Source organism: Hymenobacter perfusus, from assembly GCF_003944765.1.
Lineage (GTDB): Bacteria > Bacteroidota > Bacteroidia > Cytophagales > Hymenobacteraceae > Hymenobacter > Hymenobacter perfusus.
Genome location: NZ_RWIU01000002.1, coordinates 186,535 through 207,679 on the forward strand (window position 1 = coordinate 186,535; position 21,145 = coordinate 207,679).

Annotated in this window: 20 protein-coding genes; 5 read left to right on the plus strand and 15 right to left on the minus strand. The window is 59.7% G+C overall.

Features of this window, described 5'->3' with window-relative positions:
* Positions 1-223 precede the first annotated feature (223 nt).
* Positions 224-1,288 (plus strand): hypothetical protein, encoded by a 1,065-nt coding sequence (locus EI293_RS07010; RefSeq protein WP_125436443.1) that lies wholly within the window; start codon positions 224-226, stop codon positions 1,286-1,288.
* A 39-nt stretch (positions 1,289-1,327) separates the two neighbouring features.
* Here the strand turns inward: EI293_RS07010 and EI293_RS07015 are convergent, their stop codons facing one another.
* From EI293_RS07015 to hppD, 3 genes are all read right to left on the minus strand, one after another.
* Positions 1,328-1,858, minus strand: a complete 531-nt coding sequence (locus tag EI293_RS07015; RefSeq protein WP_125436444.1) for a hypothetical protein — start codon at positions 1,856-1,858, stop codon at positions 1,328-1,330.
* Positions 1,859-1,971: 113 nt separating this feature from the next.
* The gene (locus EI293_RS07020) at positions 1,972-3,708 is read right to left on the minus strand and encodes a phospho-sugar mutase (RefSeq protein ID WP_125436445.1); all 1,737 of its coding nucleotides are present in this window, start codon (positions 3,706-3,708) and stop codon (positions 1,972-1,974) included.
* A gap of 231 nt (positions 3,709-3,939) precedes the next feature.
* Positions 3,940-5,073 (minus strand): 4-hydroxyphenylpyruvate dioxygenase, encoded by a 1,134-nt coding sequence (gene hppD, locus EI293_RS07025; protein WP_211339512.1) that lies wholly within the window; start codon positions 5,071-5,073, stop codon positions 3,940-3,942.
* Positions 5,074-5,242: 169 nt separating this feature from the next.
* Between hppD and EI293_RS07030 the strand changes: the two genes are divergently transcribed.
* From EI293_RS07030 to EI293_RS07040, 3 genes are all read left to right on the plus strand, one after another.
* Positions 5,243-5,629, plus strand: coding sequence for a hypothetical protein (locus EI293_RS07030; protein ID WP_125436446.1), 387 nt, complete (start codon positions 5,243-5,245; stop codon positions 5,627-5,629).
* Between the two features lie 84 nt (positions 5,630-5,713).
* Entirely contained in the window at positions 5,714-6,061 is a 348-nt protein-coding gene (locus tag EI293_RS07035; RefSeq protein ID WP_125436447.1) for a DUF952 domain-containing protein, read from the plus strand.
* Between the two features lie 97 nt (positions 6,062-6,158).
* Positions 6,159-6,977, plus strand: coding sequence for a hypothetical protein (locus EI293_RS07040; RefSeq protein WP_125436448.1), 819 nt, complete (start codon positions 6,159-6,161; stop codon positions 6,975-6,977).
* A 54-nt stretch (positions 6,978-7,031) separates the two neighbouring features.
* Here EI293_RS07040 and EI293_RS07045 read toward each other — a convergent pair whose 3' ends face one another.
* The 12 genes from EI293_RS07045 to EI293_RS07100 form a co-directional block, all read right to left on the minus strand.
* Positions 7,032-7,556, minus strand: a complete 525-nt coding sequence (locus tag EI293_RS07045; protein ID WP_125436449.1) for a DUF2911 domain-containing protein — start codon at positions 7,554-7,556, stop codon at positions 7,032-7,034.
* A 103-nt stretch (positions 7,557-7,659) separates the two neighbouring features.
* Complete coding sequence (locus EI293_RS07050) at positions 7,660-9,588, minus strand: ABC-F family ATP-binding cassette domain-containing protein (protein WP_125436450.1); 1,929 nt, start codon at positions 9,586-9,588, stop codon at positions 7,660-7,662.
* A gap of 107 nt (positions 9,589-9,695) precedes the next feature.
* Positions 9,696-9,929 (minus strand): hypothetical protein, encoded by a 234-nt coding sequence (locus EI293_RS07055; RefSeq protein WP_125436451.1) that lies wholly within the window; start codon positions 9,927-9,929, stop codon positions 9,696-9,698.
* A 166-nt stretch (positions 9,930-10,095) separates the two neighbouring features.
* Positions 10,096-10,776, minus strand: a complete 681-nt coding sequence (locus tag EI293_RS07060) for a type 1 glutamine amidotransferase domain-containing protein (protein ID WP_125436452.1) — start codon at positions 10,774-10,776, stop codon at positions 10,096-10,098.
* 49 nt (positions 10,777-10,825) lie between these two features.
* A complete protein-coding gene (locus tag EI293_RS07065; protein ID WP_125436453.1) occupies positions 10,826-11,134 on the minus strand; it encodes a putative quinol monooxygenase in 309 nt (102 codons plus the stop codon).
* Positions 11,135-11,172: 38 nt separating this feature from the next.
* Positions 11,173-12,168 carry an NADP-dependent oxidoreductase gene (locus EI293_RS07070; RefSeq protein ID WP_125436454.1) on the minus strand — a complete coding sequence of 332 codons (996 nt, stop codon included), beginning with the start codon at positions 12,166-12,168 and terminating at the stop codon, positions 11,173-11,175.
* Between the two features lie 148 nt (positions 12,169-12,316).
* Positions 12,317-12,751 carry an organic hydroperoxide resistance protein gene (locus tag EI293_RS07075; RefSeq protein ID WP_125436455.1) on the minus strand — a complete coding sequence of 145 codons (435 nt, stop codon included), beginning with the start codon at positions 12,749-12,751 and terminating at the stop codon, positions 12,317-12,319.
* A 45-nt stretch (positions 12,752-12,796) separates the two neighbouring features.
* Entirely contained in the window at positions 12,797-13,252 is a 456-nt protein-coding gene (locus tag EI293_RS07080) for a MarR family winged helix-turn-helix transcriptional regulator (protein ID WP_125436456.1), read from the minus strand.
* A 169-nt stretch (positions 13,253-13,421) separates the two neighbouring features.
* Entirely contained in the window at positions 13,422-13,721 is a 300-nt protein-coding gene (locus tag EI293_RS07085) for a rhodanese-like domain-containing protein (RefSeq protein ID WP_125436457.1), read from the minus strand.
* A gap of 81 nt (positions 13,722-13,802) precedes the next feature.
* A complete protein-coding gene (locus EI293_RS07090) occupies positions 13,803-15,671 on the minus strand; it encodes a T9SS type A sorting domain-containing protein (RefSeq protein ID WP_125436458.1) in 1,869 nt (622 codons plus the stop codon).
* A gap of 208 nt (positions 15,672-15,879) precedes the next feature.
* On the minus strand, positions 15,880-16,665 hold the full coding sequence (locus tag EI293_RS07095; protein WP_125436459.1) for a PASTA domain-containing protein: 786 nt from the start codon (positions 16,663-16,665) through the stop codon (positions 15,880-15,882).
* Positions 16,666-16,912: 247 nt separating this feature from the next.
* Positions 16,913-19,645, minus strand: a complete 2,733-nt coding sequence (locus tag EI293_RS07100) for a D-alanine--D-alanine ligase family protein (protein WP_125436460.1) — start codon at positions 19,643-19,645, stop codon at positions 16,913-16,915.
* Between the two features lie 253 nt (positions 19,646-19,898).
* Between EI293_RS07100 and EI293_RS07105 the strand changes: the two genes are divergently transcribed.
* Positions 19,899-21,086 carry a phosphoglycerate kinase gene (locus EI293_RS07105; RefSeq protein ID WP_125436461.1) on the plus strand — a complete coding sequence of 396 codons (1,188 nt, stop codon included), beginning with the start codon at positions 19,899-19,901 and terminating at the stop codon, positions 21,084-21,086.
* The last annotated feature ends 59 nt before the right edge of the window (positions 21,087-21,145 follow it).

Consider the following 21,145-nt stretch of genomic DNA (forward strand, 5'->3'; position numbering starts at 1 on the left):
ACAGTGGGTAATCCGATAAGAGGATTGATCAATTTATTTTTCTTGCTGCTTGAGAAGTCAGGAAAAGAGATTAGGGTAAATTGATAAATGCATGAATTTCAATAGATTGATATAATTGTTTGTTGTTGCTTGAAGTCTGAAAATGGTCAAATTTGGCATATAGTTCTTTGCCGATGCAGCTCACCTTGCGTCCGCCTTCCGCTACTTGGCGGGGTACACGCACATGGTAAACTGCAACAACTACAAACTCCGTATTCTACTGCCGCTCCTCCTGCTCAGCACTGCCACGGCGGCCACGGCCCAAACGACTGACGACCAGGAATCCTACGAAACCCAGAAGCGGCTGAGCGTGGGCGTCACAAAGTACGCCGAGGCGCGGGTGGCCCTTACTAGCTTCATCCGGACCCGGGCGGCGCGGGTGCAGAAGCAGGAGGAAACCCCCGAGCAGCTGACGGCCGAATTCAGCCTACCCACCCGCGAGCTGCCCCGCCTCGATTCCCTGACGGCCACGCTGGGTTACGTGCTGGAAAACAACCTCAATGCCCGTAACCTGGCCCCGCGCCTACAGGAGTTGCGCACCCAAGAGCAAACCGAAGCGGCGCAGCTCACCCGCGCCGAAACCCGCCTGCGCGACGCTAAGCTCACGAAGGAGGAACGGGAAGACGGGCAGGAAGAAGTAACCCGCCGCGAAACCCGCCTCCAGCAGCTCCGGCAGCAACAGCAGCAACTCACCAGCCACCAGGGCCAGGCCTACGTGACGCTGCGGCTGTTCGATGAAATCAGCTTTCCCACGGGCAACCGGCGCGTGAGCTTCGTAAACATGCCGGGCGTGGAGTATGGCTATCTGCGGCTGGATAACCCGAAAGTCGGCCTGACCAGCCCGGCCTACCAGGGCTACGCTATCAAGTACCTGTTCACGCGGGGCAAGAGCTACTTCAACCTGGGTGTGTACAAGCCCACGACTACCAACAAAACGGATTCGGCGTTTGTGAACGAGCTGTTCGTCATCAATTTCGGGCAGGATTTCTACCCGCGCAATTTCGGCCGGGGCCGCCGCCGCTACCTCAACCTGTACACCAGCTACCAAGTGGGCGGCTTCATCCTCAACCGCAACGATGATAAAAAGAACGAGTTCATCCCGAACCTGAACCTGGGTCTGGGCATAGAGCTGCTCAAAACCCGCCACGTCCTGCTTGATACAAAGGCTAGTTACTTCGTGCCACTGAGCAGCCGCAGCCGCGACCTGCGCGGGCTGCTGGGCCAGGCCTCGTTCAACTTTGTGTTTTAGGCTACCAGAACGTGTACGTAGTGAATAGGTGCCAGCTTTTCAGCCTCCGAGGGTCGATGTCATTTCCACATCGAACAACTTGCTCAATTCGGCTGCCTTTTGAAGAGTAAATTCTTGTTTATCAATAGCGGCAATAATACCGATACGAGAATTTTCGACGCTGAGTAGAACTCTGTACAAACCATGCTGCTGTACTTTCATGCTTGGCGCAATCGAATCGTGTAGTGTGTATACGGCATTGAACGGGGCAACTGAAACTCGCATAATAGCAGGCAGATGAACCCATTCCCCCTGACGGAAGCCAAGCAGCCAGTTATAGGTTCGATAACGGCGGGTTTGCGCATCCAGGGTGATGCCTTCGTAGCTTGATAGCATAATGTAGCCAACCAGCAGACAGGCTGGGCCCGATAGCAACTGAATAAAAGTTACGCCATCCGTAGCGAAACCGTACATGGTTTGCAGAAAAGCAAGCATCCCAAACCCAACAAGTACATATCCGGCAATCCGGGCGGCGGGAGAGAACAGGTACTTAACTTTTCCGTCGTAGCTGCGGGATGAAATAGAGGCCATTTAAAGCTGAAAAGGTGTCTTGCTGGTACATCAGCCGAAACGGTTTGCCTTAAAGCTACAAAAGCCGTTGCAACTGTTGCAACGGCTTTTGTAGCTTCGATAGATTAGCAGGCTTATTTCAGCTGCATATCCTCAATAATGCGCTGGATTTTCTCGCCGGCCAACTTGTCGGCTAGGTCGAAGTCCACAGCGGATTTCAAGGGCTGCCGCACGCTGAAGTAGAATTTGATTTTGGGCTCAGTGCCGCTGGGGCGGGCCGAGATTTTGCTGCCGTCTTCCAGGATGAACTGGAGTACGTTGGAGCTTTCCAGGCCGGTTGCGGTTTCCAGGTTCGTGCGCAGGTCGCGGATGCGGCCGGTTTTGTAGTCGCGCAGTTCCACCACGGGCAGGCCGGCAATGGTGCGGGGCGGGTTGGCGCGCAACTCCGCCATCATCTCCTGAATTTCCTCGGCCCCGCGCTGGCCCTTTTTAGTGAGCGAAATCAGGTGCTCCTTATAGAAGCCGTAGGTCAGGTACATCTGCACCATTTCCTGGTACAGGGTGCGGCCCTGGTCTTTAGCGGCGGCGGCCATTTCGGCCAGCAGCGCGCAGGCCGACACGGCGTCTTTGTCGCGCACGAAGTCGCCAATCATGTAGCCGTAGCTTTCCTCGCCACCCCCGATGTAGTTCTGCTGGCCTTCTAGGTCGCGGATGATGCCGGCAATGTATTTGAAGCCCGTCAGCGTCTGGTAGGCCGTCACATCGTGGTGGCGGGCAATGTCGCCGAGCACGTCGCTGGTTACGATGGTGTACACGATGAAGTCCTGAGGCGTCATCTTGCTGGCCTGCTTTCGGGCCGAGAGCAGATAGTGCGTCAGCAGGGCCGCCGTCTGGTTGCCATTCACCAGCACCCAGTCGCCGTGGTTATTTTTCACGGCAATGCCCACGCGGTCAGCATCGGGGTCGGTGGCCAGCACCAGGTCGGCGTCGAGGACTTTGGCTTGATCGAGGGCCATCTGCATGGCTACCTTCTCCTCGGGGTTCGGCGACTGCACCGTGGGGAAGTTGCCATCGGGCGTAGCCTGGGCTTCCACAATGCTCACGTTGGTGAAGCCCAGCTGCGCCAAAGCCTGGGGCACTAGCGTGATGCCCGTACCGTGCAGCGGCGTGTACACAATCTTCAGATCATGCTGGCGTTGAATGGCGGCGGGGTTGATGCTGAGCTGCTTCACCCGGGCCAGATAGGCGGCGTCGAGGTCGGCCCCAAGAGCATGAATGCGGCTGGCATCGGCCTGAAACTTCACGTCACTGACCGAGTGAATGGCCTCCACCTCGCGGATGATGTTCTTATCATGCGGAGCCACTACCTGCGCGCCGTCGTTCCAGTACACCTTGAAGCCGTTGTACTCCTTGGGGTTGTGCGAGGCCGTCACCACGCAGCCGCTCTGGCAGCCCAGCTCCCGGATGGCAAACGACAGCTCCGGCGTGGGCCGCAGGGCTTCGAAAAGATATACCGTAATGCCATTGGCCGAGAAAATGCCGGCCGCAATGCGGGCAAACTCGGGGCTGTTGTTGCGCGAGTCGTGGGCAATGGCCACCTTGATTTCTTGGCCCGGAAACGACTGCAGCAAGTAGTTGCTCAGGCCCTGGGTAGCCATGCCCAGCGTGTAGCGGTTCATGCGGTTGGAACCCGCGCCCATAATGCCGCGCAGGCCGCCGGTACCGAACTCCAGGTTGCGGTAAAAGGCATCCGACAGAAAATCCTCCTGGTTTTCAGCCTGCAACTGCCGGATTTCGGCGTGCGTGTGGGCATCGTAGCTATCGGTGAGCCAGGTATTGATTTTGTCCTGAATGGTGGGCGTGAGGGCCATAGAGTAGGTGCTTTGGGGGGATGAACTGGTTCAGAGAACGGGAGTAAAGAAAAGAGGTTTTCCCGTCATTGCGAGGACGCAGGACGAAGCAATCCGACCTTTTCAGTTCTCGAAGCCCCAAAAAATGAAAAGCCCCTGACAACCGTGCGGGCATCAGGGGCTTTGGAATAGGTCAGGGCTTTACGCCTTGCAAAGGACGGATTGCTTGGCTCTGCCCGCAATGACAGCGGCTTACAGGTTGCCGCGCAACGCCTGTTCGCGCTCAATGGCTTCAAACAGGGCCTTGAAGTTGCCTTTGCCGAAGCTCTTGGCACCTTTGCGCTGGATGATTTCGTAGAACACGGTGGGGCGGTCTTCTACGGGCTTGGTGAAAATCTGGAGCAGGTAGCCTTCCTCGTCGCGGTCCACCAGCAGGTTCAGGTCGCGGATGCTGTCCAGGTCCTCGTCGATGTGGCCCACGCGCTCCAGTAGGTCGTCGTAGTAGGTAGCAGGCACTTGCAGAAACTCTACGCCCCGGCGGCGTAGCTCCGTCACGGTCGTGCGGATGTCGTTGGTGACCAGGGCCATGTGCTGCACGCCGGGCGCGTGGTAGAAGTCGAGATACTCTTCAATCTGGCTCTTTTTCTTGCCTTCGGCGGGCTCGTTGATGGGGAATTTCACGAAGCCGTTCCCGTTGCTGACCACCTTGCTCATGAGGGCCGAGTACTCGGTGCTGATGTCGTCGTCGTCGAAAGTAATGAGCAGCTTGAAGCCCATCACGTCCTCGTAAAACTTCACCCACTGGTTCATTTCGCCCCAGCCCACGTTGCCCACGCAGTGGTCAACCACCTGCAAACCCACAGGCGCGCCCTGCGGGATACCGCTGGATTTCGCCACGAAACCGGGCAGGAAGGGCCCCGAATAGTTGCTGCGCTCCACGAAGGTGTGGATAGTTTCGCCGTAGGTATAGATGCCGGCTAGCGTTACCGAGCCGTGCTCGTCTTCGATGGTGTAGGGCTCGAAGGCGGGCTTGGCCCCGCGCTTGGTGGTTTCCTCGAAAGATTTGCGGGCGTCGTCCACCCACAGGGCCATCACCTTCACACCGTCGCCGTGCTGGGCCACGTGGCGCGTAATGTCGGAATCGGGTAGGAGGGACGTGGTGAGCACCAGCCGGATTTTGTTTTGCTGGAGCACGTAGCTGGCCCGGTCGCGCAGGCCGGTTTCGGGGCCGGCGTAGGCCACCAGCTCAAAGCCAAAGGCGGCCTGGTAGTAGTAGGCCGACTGCTTGGCGTTGCCTACGTAAAATTCCAGGTAATCGGTGCCGTTGAGGGGCAGGAAGTCGTGGGCGGGGTGGGCCTGTACGGCCGGGGAGGTCATGGTTTCCATAGAAAAACGGCTTGGGTGGCGGGTGGAAGTAGTGGTTGGGAGTAAAAATACGGGAATACCCGAATCTGCGCCCGGTTGGTTGGTGGCTTGAGTAAGGAGCAGGCCCCGCGTATGGGATTTTCCCGAAACCTACGCACCTTTGTGGCACACCATTTTATTGCCCGTGGCTATGAATAAGGAGGACCTCAACCGCGCCCTCACGGCGCTCATCGAGAAAAAACAGGCCCTGCACGAGCTTTCGTACGACGACACCCGCTACGACGACGTAGAGGAAGAGCTGCACGACCTGGAAGACGATTTCAACGACGAATACGGCGCGTTCCTGGAAGCGGCCCTGGAGAAAGTTCACAACGACCTGAACTCCGATACCGACGTGCTGCTGCCTACCGCCTACCTGCCCTCCAGCACCGGTGGCACGCCCTCACCCAAGGAAGGCGTATGGGTTGATTCGGAAAAATATCCCGGCAAAGAAGCCCGGATTACCCTCATTCCCAACCCGGTTCGCATTGTGCTCACCGTGGGTAAGGCCGTGCAGCAGGAGCTGTGGAAAGCGTAAATCGGAAGTAAAAAAGTGAAAGGTCAAAAGTAAAAGCTCACACGGGGCTTTTACTTTTGACCTTTCACTTTTTTACTTTTCTACATGCTGTATCGCATTGCCCAACCGGCCGACTGGCAGCAGGCCCAGCAAACCGGCTTTTTCGCTAGTGCCGACCTCGTAGCTGAAGGCTTCATTCACGCCTCCGAGTTGGCCCAGGTGCTGGAAACGGCCCGCCTGTACTACCAGGCCAGTCCCGGCGCGATATTGTTGGAAGTAGAGGAAAAAGCGTTGCAAGCGGCCGGCATCCGGGTGGAACGGGAGTGGGTGGAGCGGCGCCAAGCGTACTTTCCACACGTATTCGGGCGCATTCCGCTGGCGGCGGTACGACGGTTCTGGCCGTTTCCAGTGGCTGATGATGGAGCTGCCCAGCTTCCGCCAGAAATAAACTGAGCAAAATTGGAACTATTCTTGCAACGGCGCTAACAGCGGCCGGACCAGCCGATGGTCCGGCCGCTTTTTTATTCTCAATTTTTTTTATTCAACTCCGATGACTACCGCTACTCGTCTGCTATTTATGTCATTGACCGGGGTGCTGGCCCTACTGTTATCCGCCTGCGGGGCCAGCACTTTTCTGGCCGTTGAGCCGGCCCAATTCAACGGGCCCTGGGTAAACGGCCACCCCACCAGCGTCGTCAGTCACCCCGATAGTGTGTATGTGCGGGCTGGCTTTATTCGGGCCGACGATAATGAGCTGGTATTTGAAGTAGCCTACCTGAATTACTCCGATAAGCCCATTCTCATTGCCCCGGAAACCTTCTATTACGTGGCGGTGCCAGATACCCTGGCCGATAGTGTAGCCGTGCCCGCCGGATACTTCGAGTCCCGCCGGCTGGCCGCTAACCCGGCCGTGCGGCTGGGGCAACTCCAGGCCCGGTTAAAGGAGCAGGACCGCAAAGCCACCAATGTCAGCTGGTTTGAAATCCTGACGATGGTGGTCAATACGGCCGAGGACATATCCAGCATCAAGAAAAAAGAAACCGACCAGCAAATAGCCGAACGGGAAGACCGGCACGAGTCAACCCGGGCAACCTTTGACGACCAGCGCCTTGACCACGCTGAGCAGGCCGACCAACTGTACTCGCAAGCCGCCGTGCTGGAATCCGTAATGCTTTGCCGCGACACGCTGAACCCCGGGGAGGGCCGGAAGGGACAGGTGTTTTTCCCGCGCCTGGATGCGGCGCGCAAGCTACGCGTGGTCGTGTTCTTCGATGAGCGGCCAGTGCAGTTTACCTTCAACCAGACCCTGCGCAATGCCCGGCAATACCAGCCCGCCCCCGCCGCCGTAGCCCAAACGCAACCCCACTAACGCACAAAAGCCAGCGGATGCATCCGCTGGCTTTTGTGCGTACCGGCTGACGGGCTATTTCAGTCCAACCAATACTTCCTGGTTTTCCCAGCGCAGAATCAGGCCCTGGGGCGTTACCTCGTACACGAGGCGCTCGGCCATGCTGGCGGTTTTGCGCGGGGTAGCCATTACGCGCAGGGCATCCTGCTTTTCATCATATTTGAAAGCACCCCACTGCTTGGCCGTTTTATTGAAAATGATGGTCCACTGCTTCTCGGTAGGAATAACGAATAGGGCATAGGTACCGGCGGGCAGGGCTTTGCCTTCCACCATCAGGGGCTGGTCGGTGGTGAAGGTGGTGGCTTCATTGGCCCCGGCCCGCCACACCTGGCCGTAAGGAACCAGCCCGCCCCACACCGTACGGCCCTTCACGGCCGGGCTGCTGTAGGCCACCGTGATAGTGGCTTTACCAATTTTGCCGGTGGCAGTAGCAGCCGGGCTGGGTTTTTCCTTGGCGGCATCCTGGGCCTGAGTGCGGCTCACCCAAAGTACGCCAATGAGCAGAAGGGTGAGCAGGCGGAAAAGACGAAGGTTTTTCATGGTATGGGAAAGGAGAGTGAAAAAAAATACCCAGCCCCCCGAACAGGAGGCTGGGTAAATTACAAATTCAGCATCAATTGGTTTAAGCGCCGGCCAGCCGGGCTTATACAAAGTCAGCCAGTTCCAGCCAGCGCATGCCTTTGTCGTCGAGGGCCGATTCGGTGCGCTTGAGCTCGGCGGCCCAGTCGGCCAACTCCTGGTGGGAACCGGTGCCGGAGTTGAGCTTTTCGATGAGCTCCTCCTTGCGGATTTCCAGCTGTCCGATTTCCTTTTCCAGCGTTTCGTACTCCTTTTTCTCGGCGAAGGTGGCCTTGCGCTTAGGAGTAGCGGGTGGGGCCGGAGCCGCTACTGGCGTGGGAGCCGGAGCAGCCGCTACGGCCTTGGCGGCGGCGCGGGCGGCTTTGGCTTCCTTCTCGGCCGCTTCCAGGGCAGCATCGGTTTCGCGCTCGGCCAGGTACTCGCGGTAGTCGGTGTAGTTGCCGGGGAAGTTGAGCACGGCCCCGCCGGGTTCCAGCACAAACAGGTGCTCGGCCAGCTGGTCGAGGAAGTACCGGTCGTGGCTGACGATGAGCAGGCAGCCCGAGAAGTGCAGCAGGAAGTCTTCGAGGATGTTGAGCGTGCCCAGGTCCAGGTCGTTGGTGGGCTCGTCAAGAATCAGGAAGTTGGGGTTCTTGATGAGTACGCGTAGCAACTGCAGGCGGCGCTTTTCGCCGCCGCTCAGCTTGTTCACCAGCGTATACTGCTGGGCCGGCGGAAACAGGAACAGGCTCAGGAACTGGCTGGCCGTGAGCACGTCGCCGTTGGCCAGCTCCACCACTTCGGCCACTTCCTTCACAATGTCAATCACCCGCTGGGAGGGGTCGAATTCCAGCTCGGTCTGGGTGTAGTAGCCGAAAACGGTAGTCTGGCCTACCTCGATGGTGCCGGAATCGGGCTGGAGCTTGCCCGTGAGCATGTTCAGCAGCGTGCTTTTGCCCGCGCCGTTGGGGCCCACGAGGCCGATCCGGTCCTTTTTCTTGAAGACGTAGCTGAAATCGTCCAGCACCACGTTGTCGCCGAAGGACTTGTTCAGGTGACTGGCTTCGATGATTTTGCCGCCTTGGCGGGTAGTTTTCACGCTCAGCTCCACCTGCTGCTTGCTCAGGTTGGTGCTGGCTTTTTCCTTCGTGATGTAGAAGGCGTCGATGCGGGCTTTCTGCTTGGTACCGCGGGCCTGAGGCATGCGGCGCATCCAGTCCAGCTCTTTCTTGAACAGCTGGCGGGCCTTCTCCACTTCCACCGATTCGCGCATTTCGCGGTCAGCTTTTTTCTCTACAAAATAGGCGTAATTGCCTTGGTAGCGGTACATCTGGCCCTTGTCGAGCTCCACAATTTCGTTGGCTACGCTGTCGAGGAAGTACCGATCGTGGGTGACCATGAGTAGCGTCAGGTTCGGCGACGACAACCGGTTCTCCAGCCACTCGATGGTGGCCAGGTCCAGATGGTTGGTAGGTTCGTCGAGCAGCAGTACGTCGGGCTCCTCAATGAGCACCCTGGCCAATGCCACGCGCTTGCGCTGCCCGCCCGAGAGCATGCTGATGTTGCGGTTGAGCAGCTCGCCCAGAATGCCCAGCCGGCTCAGAATCTGCTGCACCTGTGCCTCGTAGTCCCAGGCATTCAGCGCGTCCATACGCTCCAGCACGCGCTGCAGATCGTCGGATTTATGGTCGGGGTCGTTCACGACGTGCTCGTACTCCTTGATGGCCTTGAGCGTGTCGTTCTGGCTGGCGAAGATGGTTTCCTCCACCGTCAGGCTTTCGTCGAATACCGGCTGCTGGCCCAGGTAGGTTACCCGGATGCCCTTGCGGGTGCTTACCAGGCCGGTATCGGGCTGTTCCAGGCCGGCCAGAATGCGCATCAGGGTGGTTTTGCCGGTGCCATTGATGCCCACAAAGGCCACGCGCTGGCCCTGCAGCAAGCCAAAGTTCAGGTCCCGGAAAAGCCACCGGTCGGCATAATTCTTCGAAAGGTTCTCAGCGGAAAGCAGATTCATGCCGCAAAGGTACACTGTGGTGAAATGGTGAGTTAGTGAAATGGTGAGTTTTATGTTCAATCTGCGTCAGCCATGCTGTCAAAACATCAAACTCACCATTTCACCACCTATATCACCCGCACCCGGTCGCGGTTGGCGTCGTCGCGCAGAATTTCCAGGCCGCGGTAGGCTAGGGGGCGGCCGGTGTTGTGGGTCAAAGAGCCGCCCTCGGCGTGCAGGTGGGCTACATCGAGGACTAACTGGGTGTATTTTCGTTCGCCCAGCTCAATGGCAATCGGGCGGCCGTGGCTGGGGTCGAAGGAGGCCAGGGCTTGGTCAATTTCCTCCAGAATCTTACTCATAGCTCAAAAAGGCAAGTCAGCAAGCGGGAAATATAAAAATATGTCCGGATTTCAAGCCGTAAATCCGCCTCTGTTTCTACAATCTTTGGCCCATGCCAAAATGCCCCGGCCACTCCTGTGTAGGGAGTCGCCGGGGCATTTTGAGAGAGAGAGTAGAGCCGTTAGCCTACTTCTTCAGCAGCTTCAGCAGGGCCTCAGCAGCGGGCTCCGAGGAGGCCGGGTTCTGGCCCGTGATGAGGTTGCCGGCCTGGGTAACGTACGGGGCCCAGTCGGCACCTTTCGAGTAGTCGCCGCCGTTTTCCTTCAGCATGTCTTCCACCAGGAAAGGCACCACGTTGGTCAGCTGCACGGCTTCTTCCTCGGTGTTGGTGAAGCCGGCTACCGACTTGCCGCGTACCAGCGGCTCGCCGTTGGCGGCTTTCACGTGGCGCAGCACGCCGGGAGCGTGGCACACGGCGGCTACCGGCTTGCCGGCGGCGTACATGGTTTCAATCAGCTCAATCGACTTCTTGTCTTCGGCCAGATCCCACAGGGGGCCGTGGCCGCCGGGGTAGAACACGGCGTCGTAATCGGCAGCCGACACGGAGTCGAGGGTTACAGTGTTGGCTAAGGCCTGCTGGGCGGCCTCATCGGCTTTGAAGCGGGTGGTGGCGTCGGTCTGGGCGCTGGGGTCGTCGCTCTTGGGGTCGAGGGGCGGCTGGCCGCCTTTGGGCGAAGCCAGGGTCAGCTCAGCGCCGGCATCCTTGAACACGTAGTAAGGGGCGGCAAATTCTTCCAGCCAGAAACCGGTTTTGTGGCCGGTATTGCCCAGTTGGTCGTGCGAGGTGAGCACCATTAGAATTTTCATCGGAGGGGAATTTTAGAGTAGAAAAAAGGAAAAATGCAGCGGCGGCCCGTTAGGCCAGCAGCTGGTAAAGCGTTACAGTGCGCTCGGTGAGGAGCGGGACAATCTGGGCGGCCACCAGGTTTTTGTAGTGCGCCGAGGCGACGTGCGCGTCCAGGGCCGCCTGGTTGGCATACTGCTCATAGAAGAGGAAGTGCGTCGGATCCTTGGGGTCTTGGTGGGCCACGTAGAGCAGGTTGCCCGGCTCGTGGGCGCGCACGGCGGCGGCGGCCTCGCGCATCAGGCGGCAAATGGTGTCCACGTGCTCGGGCCGGGTGCGCCACTCGGCGGCCACGCAGATGATTTCAGCGGTAGTTGACATGCGGCAGGGTTAGGTTACGCGCCGAAGCGCCGGAAACGTTAGGCCACTTTTACAATGGCCTTGCCGGTGTTGTCGCCCTTGAACAGGCCCAGGAAGGAGGTCGGAATCTGCTCAAAACCTTCCGTTATGGTTTCCTCGAACTGCAGCTTGCCCTGGCCGTACCACTCAGTGAGCTGCTTCACGCCCTCGGGCCACTGGGGCAGGTAGTCGCTCACGATGAAGCCCTGGAGCCGGGTGCTGGTTTTGAGGAGCTTGCCCTCGGGGCGCGGGCCTACGGGTGCTTCGGTATTGTTGTAGGTCGAAATCTGGCCGCAGAGGGCAATGCGGGCGTGTTTGTTGAGCAGGTCGTACACCGCGTCGGTGATGACGCCGCCCACGTTATCGAAGTAGCAGTCCACGCCGTTGGGCGCGGCGGCGGCCAGAGCGGCCGGAATGTTGGCGGTTTTGTAGTTGATGGCCTCATCGAAGCCCAACTCCTTGAGGTACGCGACCTTCTCATCGGAGCCGGCCGTGCCAATCACGCGGGCACCTTTGATTTTGGCGAGCTGACCCACCACCATGCCCACCGCGCCGGCCGCTCCCGATACCACCACCGTTTCGCCCGGCTTGGGCTGGCAGATGTCGAGCAGCCCGAAGTACGCCGTGAGGCCGGGCATGCCCAACAGGCCCAGGAAGTAGCTGATGGGGGCCTGATCGGCCGGCACGCGGTTGAGGCTGGCGGCCGGGGCCACGCTGTATTCCTGCCAGGGCAGGTTGCCCACCACAATGCTGCCTACGGGTAGGTTTTCGGCCTGGCTTTCCACCACCTCGGCCACTACGCCGCCGGCAATGGGCTGGCCCACCTCAAACGGTGCCACGTACGATTTGGCGGCGCTCATGCGGCCCCGCATGTAGGGGTCGACGCTGACGTAGCGGGTTTTGAGAAGTACTTCGCCGGCTTTGGGCGCGGGTACTTCGCGGGTTTCAAACTGAAACTGGGCCGCCGTGGGCTCGCCCTGGGGCCGGCTGGCCAGTAGAATGGTGTTGGTTTGCATAAGGAGCGGGAAAAGGAAGGAGGATGGGTGGAACTGCCTGGCGCACGGGGCACGCATAAGCTCAACGGTAGAAAAAGCGGAGGGTCGAATTCAGACCAGCAAAACTGTTGCGGCCAGAACTCAACCCTCCGGAAAGTATCGTCGCAGCCTACGCGTTGGTGGTGGTGGTGAGGTTTACCTCAATGTTGCCACGGGTAGCGCGCGAGTACGGGCAGATGCCGTGAGCGGCTTCCACCAGCTGCTCAGCCTGGGCCTGCTCGAAGCCGGGCAGGTTCACATGCAGGTCGGCCGAAATGCCGTAGCCGCCGTCTTCGGCCTGACCGAAGCCGATGAGGGCCTCCACCGTCACGTCCTGGAGCTTCACGCCGGCCTGGCGGGCGGCTACGCCCAGCGCACCCTCAAAGCAGGCCGCGTACCCGGCGGCAAACAGCTGCTCGGGGTTGGTAGCGCCGGCTTTGCCGGGGCCGCCCATTTCCTTCGGCGTGCTCAGCGTGAGGTTCAGCACGTCGTTGCTGGTGGTGATGGCGCCGTCGCGGCCACCTTTGGCTTTGGCCTGGGCCGTGAAGATTTTCTCGATTTTCATGAGAAGAGGAAGTGAAAGAAGAAAAGGGAATTGGAAACGGTTGCGTTACTGCAGCCGGGTAAGTAAGTGGTTGAGTTGGTCACGAAGGGCTTCAAACTCGGCCTGGGGCATACCCAGCTTCGCAAACAGCTGCTCCGGAATGCGGCAGGCTTGCTGGCGCAACGCCGCCCCGGCCGGTTGCAGCCCGATGATAACGGACCGCTCGTCGCGCGGGTCGCGGCGCCGACTCACCCACTGTTTCTGCTCCATGCGCTTGAGCAGGGGCGTGAGCGTACCGGAATCCAGCAGCAGATTATCGCCCAGCTCTTTCACCGTCAGCTCTTCGTGCTCCCACAACAGCAGCAGTACCAGGTACTGCGGATAGGTCAGGTCCAGCTCCTGCAACAGGGGCAGATAGGCTTTGGTGAGCATGCGGGAGGCGGCGTATAGCGGAAAGCACAGCTGGTTCTCTAGCTTCAGCAGCAGGTTCTGGTCGGCGGAAGAAAGAGGCGTTGCAGTCATCGTTGGCAAATAAACGGATTAAGGTTGTGTAATGTTTAATTGTGCGCAATTAAATTTCTATACTTGCTTCATGTTAAGCGTAACTATCAGATATAGTGTTGGTTAAAGTGTAATAAAAAATGGTCCGTCGTGCACCGCACAACGGACCATTTACAACCTGAGGTGCACTTTACGCCTGCTGGTAGCCCTGCATGCCCCCAATAAGGTTGCGGACGTGGTCGAAGCCATGCTGCACGAGGAAGGCTTTGGCGGAAGCGGAGCGGCCTCCGCTTTTGCAATGCACCACAATTTCCTGATGCTTGAGGTCTTCCAGCTCGTCGAGCTTGCCGGGCAGCTCGCCCAGCGGAATATTGCGGCTGCCGTTGATGCGGCTTTCCTCATTCTCCCAGGTTTCGCGCACATCAATAATAACGGGGGCCGTGCCATTATGCTGGCGCTCTTTCAGCTCGGGGGAGGTGATGTCGTTCATATGTACAACAAAGTGAAGGGTGGTAAAAAGGCCAGCTACGGCCATATGTGCAAGATTAACGAGAAAACCGGTAACCCAACCTCAGGGCTGGGCCACCGACAGGCGTTTGGTAACAGTCTGGCCATTGGGCAGACTGAGCCGCACGAAGTACAGCCCGGCCGGCAGCGGCACCTGCAGTACCGGCTGGCCCGCCTGGTTGGCCGGCTGCTCCCACACTACACGGCCCACGGCATCCAGCACCGAGGCCCGGACGTAGCGGCCCACTACCTGCACCTGCCCATCAGTGGTCGGATTGGGATAGAGCTGATAAGCGGCGGCCACGCCGGCCGGGGCGGCCGTGCCGGTTACCACGCCGGTCGTTACCGGCCGGAGCATGAGCGAGCCGGCGGGGCGGTAGTTGGACGCGGTGGTAGTTGTACTCCAGACGCCCTGCGAGCTGAGAAAGAACGTATTGGACGGCGGGGCGTTGTTCAAATCCAGCCCAAATTCCACAAATTGGGGCGTAGCTGCTTGGCCGTAGCCGGCGTAAAACCGGCTGCTTACGGGCACCGGGCTATCAAAGGGGATTTCCACAAAGGTCTGTCCGGCCGGCAAGGAAGTGGGCAGCACAACGCTTTTGCTGGCTTTGGGAGCTGCGTTAGGCTGGCCGTTGCCATTGTCATCCCAGATATTGATGGTAACTGCCCGGCCCCCCGCAGTCAGAAATGACGGGGCCAGCCGAATGGCCCGGATCTGGTCGGGACGGTTCAGGTCGAAGCGCAGGGCGAGGTAGCTGGCCGGGCCGGTAGAGGCCGGGGGCAGGCTCACCGTGGCCTCGGCCGTGCCGTCGTCGTAGGCGTAGTAGTCGGTCAGGTCGGTGAGGCGGCTGATGGTGTCGTTGGGCAGCGTGAGCGGGTTGGTTTCGTTGCTGATAAGAAATACCCGTTGCCGCAGCTGCTTGGCCGCCGCAGTAACAGGCAGCGTAGCCAGACGCGGATTGCCCGTAATGGGCTGCTGGCGCAGACCGGCATCGAGGGAGCGGCCACCGGTAAGAAAACGGCGGCTGGTATTGTCCGGCAGCGTTTCCAGGTAGCCCTCCCAGGTAACGGGCGTAGGGGCCGGGCCGGCATCCAGGTTGTTCATGGTAGTCACGGTCCGGTCGTTGAGTTCCTGGGCCGGGTTCTGGTTGAACTGCGTTATGGGCATGGCCGCAAACCGCTTCAGGGCGCTGGGCAGCGGCTTGCTGAGGGCAATATCCCGGTAGGCCGAGTCGGTAGCAGTGCGGTTGCGGTCCAGGCGCACGTAGTCCACGCTCCAGGCGTCGCGGGCGTTGTAGAGGTAGCCGCTCACCCGGAAGCGGAACTGAAAATCATCGTGCAGAAAGGCGGCCTGATTTACGGCCAAAGCCTTAAACCGGAAGTTAGTAGTGTCGGCCGGACTACGTAGCTGCCAGACCTGCTGCCACTGATCAGCTGCGTCCTTGAAATCGACATACAGCGCAATGGGCCGCGTGCCGCTGGGCGAGGGTGGCCCCACCAACGTGCCGGCCTGCCAGAAAAAGCTCAGGAACACGTTGCTGCCCGTTGTCAGGCCACTCAGGTTCAGAGGTTGGGACGTCAGCGTATCGGCGTCGCCCACCATCGAAACACTGCCCCGGGGGCGGCCCTGGCCATCCAGCCCGTCCAGCGTAGCCACACCCCGGCTAATGGGCCGGCGCGGAAAGCGGTTGTTGATGAGAGCCCCGCCCGTCGTTTCCCATCGTGCTACTGCCGGGGTACCTTCCGGCTGGCTGGCAAAGTCATCGAAAAAAGGCAAATTCAGGGCAGAAGGGCGTTGCGCTGTCGTTGGGGCCGGCACAGCATGATGAGTGGGCTCGGTCCCCAGCGGCTGCACCACCTGGGCCGCTGCCGGTAAGGTCAGCAGACTCAGCAGGCCGGCGGCGGCACTTACTACGCGTAAGGAATCAGTCATAGAAAGCAAAGAGAAGCGAATGAAAGCGAAGATGCAGCGGTAGCGTACTTGCTCACGGCTGAGAACGGAAAAAGGTTCGTTGTCAGCCAACGAACCTTTTTTCACCACTAGTATACTGCGTGCCGCCGGCCAGGGCTCAACCAAGGTAAGGAAACGCAAATACGGTTCGGGAGCCAACCCAGATTCCTCGTTTCACTCGGAATGACAGCTAGTCAACGGCCTTTACCGGCTCGCTGCCGGCCACCCACAGGTCTACCAGCTGGCCCATCCGGATGGTGGTGCCGGGGCCGGGTACGGGGCGCTGTTTTACCACGGTGCCTTCGGTCTGGCCGTCTTCGGGCGTCTGGTAGAAGATTTCGCCTACCTGCAGGCCCTGGCCCACCAGTAGGGTCGTAGCTTCATCGGCGGGCATATTCACGAGGTTGGGCACCGGGAACTCCTGGTTGCCCAGGCCGTCGCCCACTTCCAGGTCCACGCGGGTACCTTTGGTAATGGCCGCGCCGGCTGCTATTTCCTTGCCGTTGACCAGCTGCTTCAGCACCGCATCCTTCTGAATATTGGGCACGAATTTCAGCTGTCCTACCACCAGATCGTAGCTTTTGAGGATCATCTGGGCGTTTTTCACCGAGCCGTCGGTGAGCTTGGGCATCTTGATAACGGGCGGGTTTTTCATGGAAACCGACACGTAAATCTTGCGGCCTTCCTTCACTTTCTCGCCGGCCTTAGGCTCCTGCGTAAGCACCGTGCCGGGCTTGATGCTGGCGTCGTAGGTGCTGTCGTCCACGAAGTAGGCCAGGTCCCGCTCATCGAGGTAGTCCTCCAGATCGGCCTGATTCATGCCGGTTACTTTGGGTACCACAATGGTTTCGCCGTGGTTGGTAGTGATGGGCAGGTACACGTAAAAGAACCCGAACACCAGGGCCGCCGTGGCTACCACAATAATGAGCACGTGCTTGAGCAGGTCGGCCGGCGTATCGGAACGGAAAAAGGACATCGGGAGAAGCTAGGAGGTAAAAGCTACAAGTAGCCGACAAAACTAGGAATTAGAAAGGGAGTATGGGCCGCGGCCGAATAGTTTACAGCAGCACGTCATTCCGATTATAGTAGCACGTCATTCCGAGCTTGCCGAGGAATCTCGCGTGCTGATGTTGGATTACTCTGGCAACGTCAGCACGCGAGATTTCTCGGCTCCGGCTCCTCACACTGGCTCTATGCGCCACATGCTCGGAATAACGTTTCTTTTACGCCCGAGCCTTTTCCGTGCGCTGCTTGCCGAACTCCAGAATCCGGTCGATAAAGTCGTAGGGGGTGTAGCCGGCCAGGGCCGTCTGGTGGAAGATGCAGGTGGCGGGCGTCATGCCGGGCAGGGAGTTTACCTCGATTATGATGACCTCCACGGCCCCGTTCTGGCGTACCCGCACAAAGGCGTCGATGCGGGCGTAACCCTGAATGTGCAGGATTTCGGCCACCTGACGCAACTCCTGTTTCACCTCCTCCGACACGCGCTGCCGTTCCGTGAGGTCGGCGGCGTAGCGGGCCGGGGTGATGTTCTGGCCTTCGCCGGCCAGGAATTTCTCCTCCAGGCTCAGCACCTCGCCGGTAGCCAGAGCCTCGGAGGCCTCAAATACCTCGATTTGCAGCTGGCCATTGTCGTCCCAGTGCGTGAGCAGGCCGCCGGTTACTTCCAGGAAGTGGGCCGCCCCGTCGCGGTCAATCAGGGTTTCAACCAAGAAGGCTTCCTTCTGCGGGAATTCCTCCTTGAAGCCCAGGCTGAGCGTGGCGGCGTCGGTTTCGTTCAGGTCTTCCTGAGTACGGAAGATGAGACGGGTAAAGGCCTCCAGCTCTGCGCGGTTCTTGATTTTCTTCACGGCCGAGGAGCAGCCGTCGTCGGCGGGCTTGGCAATGAAGGGGTAGGGAAACTGGATTTCGAGGCTGCGGTAGAAGCTTTCCGCGTCGGCGTCCCACTCCAGGCGGTTGGCCATGCGGTGCTCGGCCACGCGCAGGCCGGCTTCGCGCAGGCGCTTGTTGGTTTCGAACTTGTTGATGGTGATGCTGGAGCTTTCCACGCCCGAACCGTTGTAGGGTAGCCCGAATTTTTCCAGCTCCCGCTGCAACGCGCCGTCCTCGCCGGGGCGGCCGTGCAGGGCAATGAACACCTCGTCCACCATGCCCGCTAGCTCCTCAAACGACACCCGGCGCGGCTGGGCCGTGGGCTGCCCGGCAAAGGTGCTGGTGATGCTTTGGGCCTCGTGGCGGATGCGCTCCAGAATGGGGTGCAGCGCGTGGCCGGCCTCCATGTACTCCACCTTCTCCCGGATGTCGTCGGCGTTGTCCTTGAGCATCACGTTAATGGGCAGCACGTAGAGGCGGAATTCCTGGCTGTTACCGGTCAGGAACACGGGCACCGGCTCGTATTTGATGCTGGAGCTGAGCTTCTCGTAAATGTTCCGGCCGCTTTCCACCGAAATATGCCGCTCCGAGGAGTAGCCGCCCATAATCACGGCCACTTTGGTGCGGGTGCGCTCCTCCGAGGCTCGGGCCGCCACGGCCGCATCCAACTGCGCCAGCAGGCCCGCCAGCTTCACCGGGCGCAGCCCGCCGCGCCGCCGCGCCGCCAGGGAGGTGCGAATCAGGAACGTCAGAAACTGGCTCGGGTTCAGGCCGATTTCGGCCGCCTGATGGAAGAAGAATGAGGCCGGCAACATGCCGGAAGTCGTGTTCGGGTCGTTCAGGAACAGCTTGCCGTCGGGACCAATAAACCCATCCAGACGCGCGTACACCTGGAAGCCAAACGTGCGGAACATTTCCTCACAGGCTTCGCGAATGCGCTGGATATCAGCTTCGGGCAAGTCAATAGGGGTGATTTTGCGGGCCAGGCCGGGGAGATATTTCGAGCGGTAGTCGAACATTTCCTCGCCCTTTACAATCTCCGTGGGCGGCAACGCCAGCGGCTGACCGTCGGTGTTTTCCACCACAATGCAGGAAAACTCGCGGCCTTGCACGAAGCTCTCCACCAACACCTGCGTTTCGCCTTCCACGCTGGTCAGGCGCACAGCTTCGGCCGTGGCCAACTGCTCGTTCAGGGCGCGCAGCAGCTCCTCGGGCTGGTAGATGATGGTTGTTGGTTGCTGGTCGGAGTCTGACAACTGAGAACCGGCAACTGGCAACTCCAACACGACCGGCAGCCCGATACCATCCCGAATGTCCACCAGCTGCTGGAGCCACACCGTTTTCTGGGTGTCTGATAGGTCCTGCCACTCCGTGCGCGTTACGGTTTTACGGAACAGGCTGCGCTCCACGGCCGTGGCAAATTTGGTTGCGTCGGCTTCGCGCAGAATGCTGATGCCGATGCTGCTGCCCTGGCGCGGGGCCTTGAACACCAGCGGCAGGCCCAGCTCGCGCACCAGGTAGTCCAGCGTGGCCTGCGGGTCGGCCGCGTCCCACTCTTCGGCCGTGATGAGGCGGAAATCTGGCGTGGGCCGGTCCAGGGCTTTCAGCAGTTTCTTCTGGGCAATCTTATCAATGCCGAAGGCCGAGGGCAGGATGCCGGAGCCCGAGTACGCAATTCCGTACCATTCCAGCAGGCCCTGAATGGCCCCGTCCTCGCCGGCCGGGCCGTGCAACGCCAGGAAGGCGAAATCAATCAGGCCGGTTAGCTCCCGGGGCTCCACGCGGCGCCCCACTTCCGCGATGATGCGGTCCTGCTCCTCCAGGCTCAGCTCACCCAGGCTTTCAAAGTACATCTGCACCGGCAGCTGCGCGGGCGGCAGCGCCGACACGGGCGGGTAAAAGTCCCGGATGGTGCCTTTGTAGATGTATTCCCAGTTCAGCAGGATGAAGTTGCCCCGGCTGTCCACAAACACGGGCACGGCCTCAAACAGGGACTTATCCAGATTATCGTACACGGTGCGGCCGCCCGCGAAGCTGATTTCCCGCTCGCGCGACGGGCCACCGAAGAAGATGCCAATTTTCATATCGGGGGCAAAGATAGGTAATGAGGTGACAGGTGTTGAAGGGATGAGGTGGTGGAGTGAGGTGGTAGAAAAAGCCTGTCATCCTGAGCGGAGCGAAGGACCTTATCACACATGAACGAACCGTTGCAGCGGGATAAGGTCCTTCGCTCCGCTCAGGATGACAGTTTCTCTTCTGCCCCAGCATATGTTACCCGCCAATCGTTCATCCCCTCATTTCCTATCTTCGCCCCAGCCAAACCCATTTCTTCTTTCCATGAAAACCCTCGATCAATACAACTTCGCCGGCAAGCACGCCGTGGTGCGCGTAGATTTCAACGTGCCGCTCGATAAAAGCTTCGCCATTACCGACGATACCCGCATCCGGGCCGCCACTCCCACTATCAAAAAAATACTAGCCGATGGCGGTTCCGTGGTGCTGCTCTCGCACCTGGGCCGGCCCAAAGGCGGCCCCGAGGACAAGTTCTCGCTCAAGCACCTGGTAGCTCGTCTGGGCCAGGAGTACGGCCAGGAAGTGCAGTTTGCCGATGATGCCCTGCAGGCCGAAGCCCAGGCCAGTGCCCTGCAGCCCGGCCAGATTCTGCTGGTGGAAAACGTGCGCTTCTACGCCGAGGAAGAAAAAGGCAACGCCGAATTTGCCGCCAAGCTGGCCAAACTGGGCAACGTGTACGTGAACGACGCCTTTGGGGCCGCGCACCGCAAACACGCCTCCACGGCCGTTATTGCCGACTCCTTCGCTGCCGAAGACCGGGTGGGTGGCTACCTGTTGCAGGGCGAGTTGGATAACGCCAAAAAGGTGCTGGAAGAAGCCGAGCGTCCTTTCACCGCCATCATGGGCGGGGCTAAAATTTCCGATAAGATCCTCATCATCGAAAAGCTGCTCGACCGGGTGGATAACCTGCTCATCGGGGGCGGTATGGCCTACACCTTTGCCAAAGCCCAGGGTGGCAGCATCGGCAGCTCGCTGCTGGAAGCCGACAAGATGGAGCTGGCCCTGGAGCTCATCGAGAAGGCCAAAGCAAAAGGCGTAAACCTGCTGCTGCCCACCGACAGCCTCATTGCCGATAAATTCGCCAACGACGCCGAAACCAAAGTAGCTGCCAACGACCAGATTCCCGACGGCTGGCTCGGCCTCGACCTCGGCCCCGACTCCATTAAGGCATTCAGCGAGGTAGTGCGCAACTCCAAAACCATCCTTTGGAACGGCCCGATGGGCGTGTTCGAGCTGCCCACCTTTGCTAAAGGCACCACCGCCGTAGCCCAGGCCATTGCCGACGCCACCCGCGAATCGGGTGCCTTCAGCCTCATCGGCGGCGGCGACTCGGCGGCGGCCGTCAACCAGCTCGGCTTCGCCGACCAAGTGAGCTACATCAGCACCGGCGGCGGCGCGCTGCTGGAGTACATGGAAGGCAAAGAGCTGCCCGGCGTAACGGCTTTGGGGTAAGCGCCTAGTAAGTAATAGAGAAGTTGTGATACCGCTAAAAAGCCCCCTGGCAGGATATG

Coding starts and splice junctions, on each gene's coding strand:
- EI293_RS07060 (WP_125436452.1), bottom strand. CDS start 10,776: ATGAAAATTCTAATGGTGCTCACCTCGCACGACCAACTGGGCAATACC.
- EI293_RS07035 (WP_125436447.1), top strand. CDS start 5,714: ATGCTGTATCGCATTGCCCAACCGGCCGACTGGCAGCAGGCCCAGCAA.
- EI293_RS07105 (WP_125436461.1), top strand. CDS start 19,899: ATGAAAACCCTCGATCAATACAACTTCGCCGGCAAGCACGCCGTGGTG.
- EI293_RS07020 (WP_125436445.1), bottom strand. CDS start 3,708: ATGGCCCTCACGCCCACCATTCAGGACAAAATCAATACCTGGCTCACC.
- EI293_RS07015 (WP_125436444.1), bottom strand. CDS start 1,858: ATGGCCTCTATTTCATCCCGCAGCTACGACGGAAAAGTTAAGTACCTG.
- EI293_RS07090 (WP_125436458.1), bottom strand. CDS start 15,671: ATGACTGATTCCTTACGCGTAGTAAGTGCCGCCGCCGGCCTGCTGAGT.
- EI293_RS07085 (WP_125436457.1), bottom strand. CDS start 13,721: ATGAACGACATCACCTCCCCCGAGCTGAAAGAGCGCCAGCATAATGGC.
- EI293_RS07010 (WP_125436443.1), top strand. CDS start 224: ATGGTAAACTGCAACAACTACAAACTCCGTATTCTACTGCCGCTCCTC.
- EI293_RS07055 (WP_125436451.1), bottom strand. CDS start 9,929: ATGAGTAAGATTCTGGAGGAAATTGACCAAGCCCTGGCCTCCTTCGAC.
- EI293_RS07080 (WP_125436456.1), bottom strand. CDS start 13,252: ATGACTGCAACGCCTCTTTCTTCCGCCGACCAGAACCTGCTGCTGAAG.
- EI293_RS07075 (WP_125436455.1), bottom strand. CDS start 12,751: ATGAAAATCGAGAAAATCTTCACGGCCCAGGCCAAAGCCAAAGGTGGC.
- EI293_RS07050 (WP_125436450.1), bottom strand. CDS start 9,588: ATGAATCTGCTTTCCGCTGAGAACCTTTCGAAGAATTATGCCGACCGG.
- EI293_RS07100 (WP_125436460.1), bottom strand. CDS start 19,645: ATGAAAATTGGCATCTTCTTCGGTGGCCCGTCGCGCGAGCGGGAAATC.
- EI293_RS07040 (WP_125436448.1), top strand. CDS start 6,159: ATGACTACCGCTACTCGTCTGCTATTTATGTCATTGACCGGGGTGCTG.
- EI293_RS07030 (WP_125436446.1), top strand. CDS start 5,243: ATGAATAAGGAGGACCTCAACCGCGCCCTCACGGCGCTCATCGAGAAA.
- EI293_RS07045 (WP_125436449.1), bottom strand. CDS start 7,556: ATGAAAAACCTTCGTCTTTTCCGCCTGCTCACCCTTCTGCTCATTGGC.
- hppD (WP_211339512.1), bottom strand. CDS start 5,073: ATGGAAACCATGACCTCCCCGGCCGTACAGGCCCACCCCGCCCACGAC.
- EI293_RS07070 (WP_125436454.1), bottom strand. CDS start 12,168: ATGCAAACCAACACCATTCTACTGGCCAGCCGGCCCCAGGGCGAGCCC.
- EI293_RS07095 (WP_125436459.1), bottom strand. CDS start 16,665: ATGTCCTTTTTCCGTTCCGATACGCCGGCCGACCTGCTCAAGCACGTG.
- EI293_RS07065 (WP_125436453.1), bottom strand. CDS start 11,134: ATGTCAACTACCGCTGAAATCATCTGCGTGGCCGCCGAGTGGCGCACC.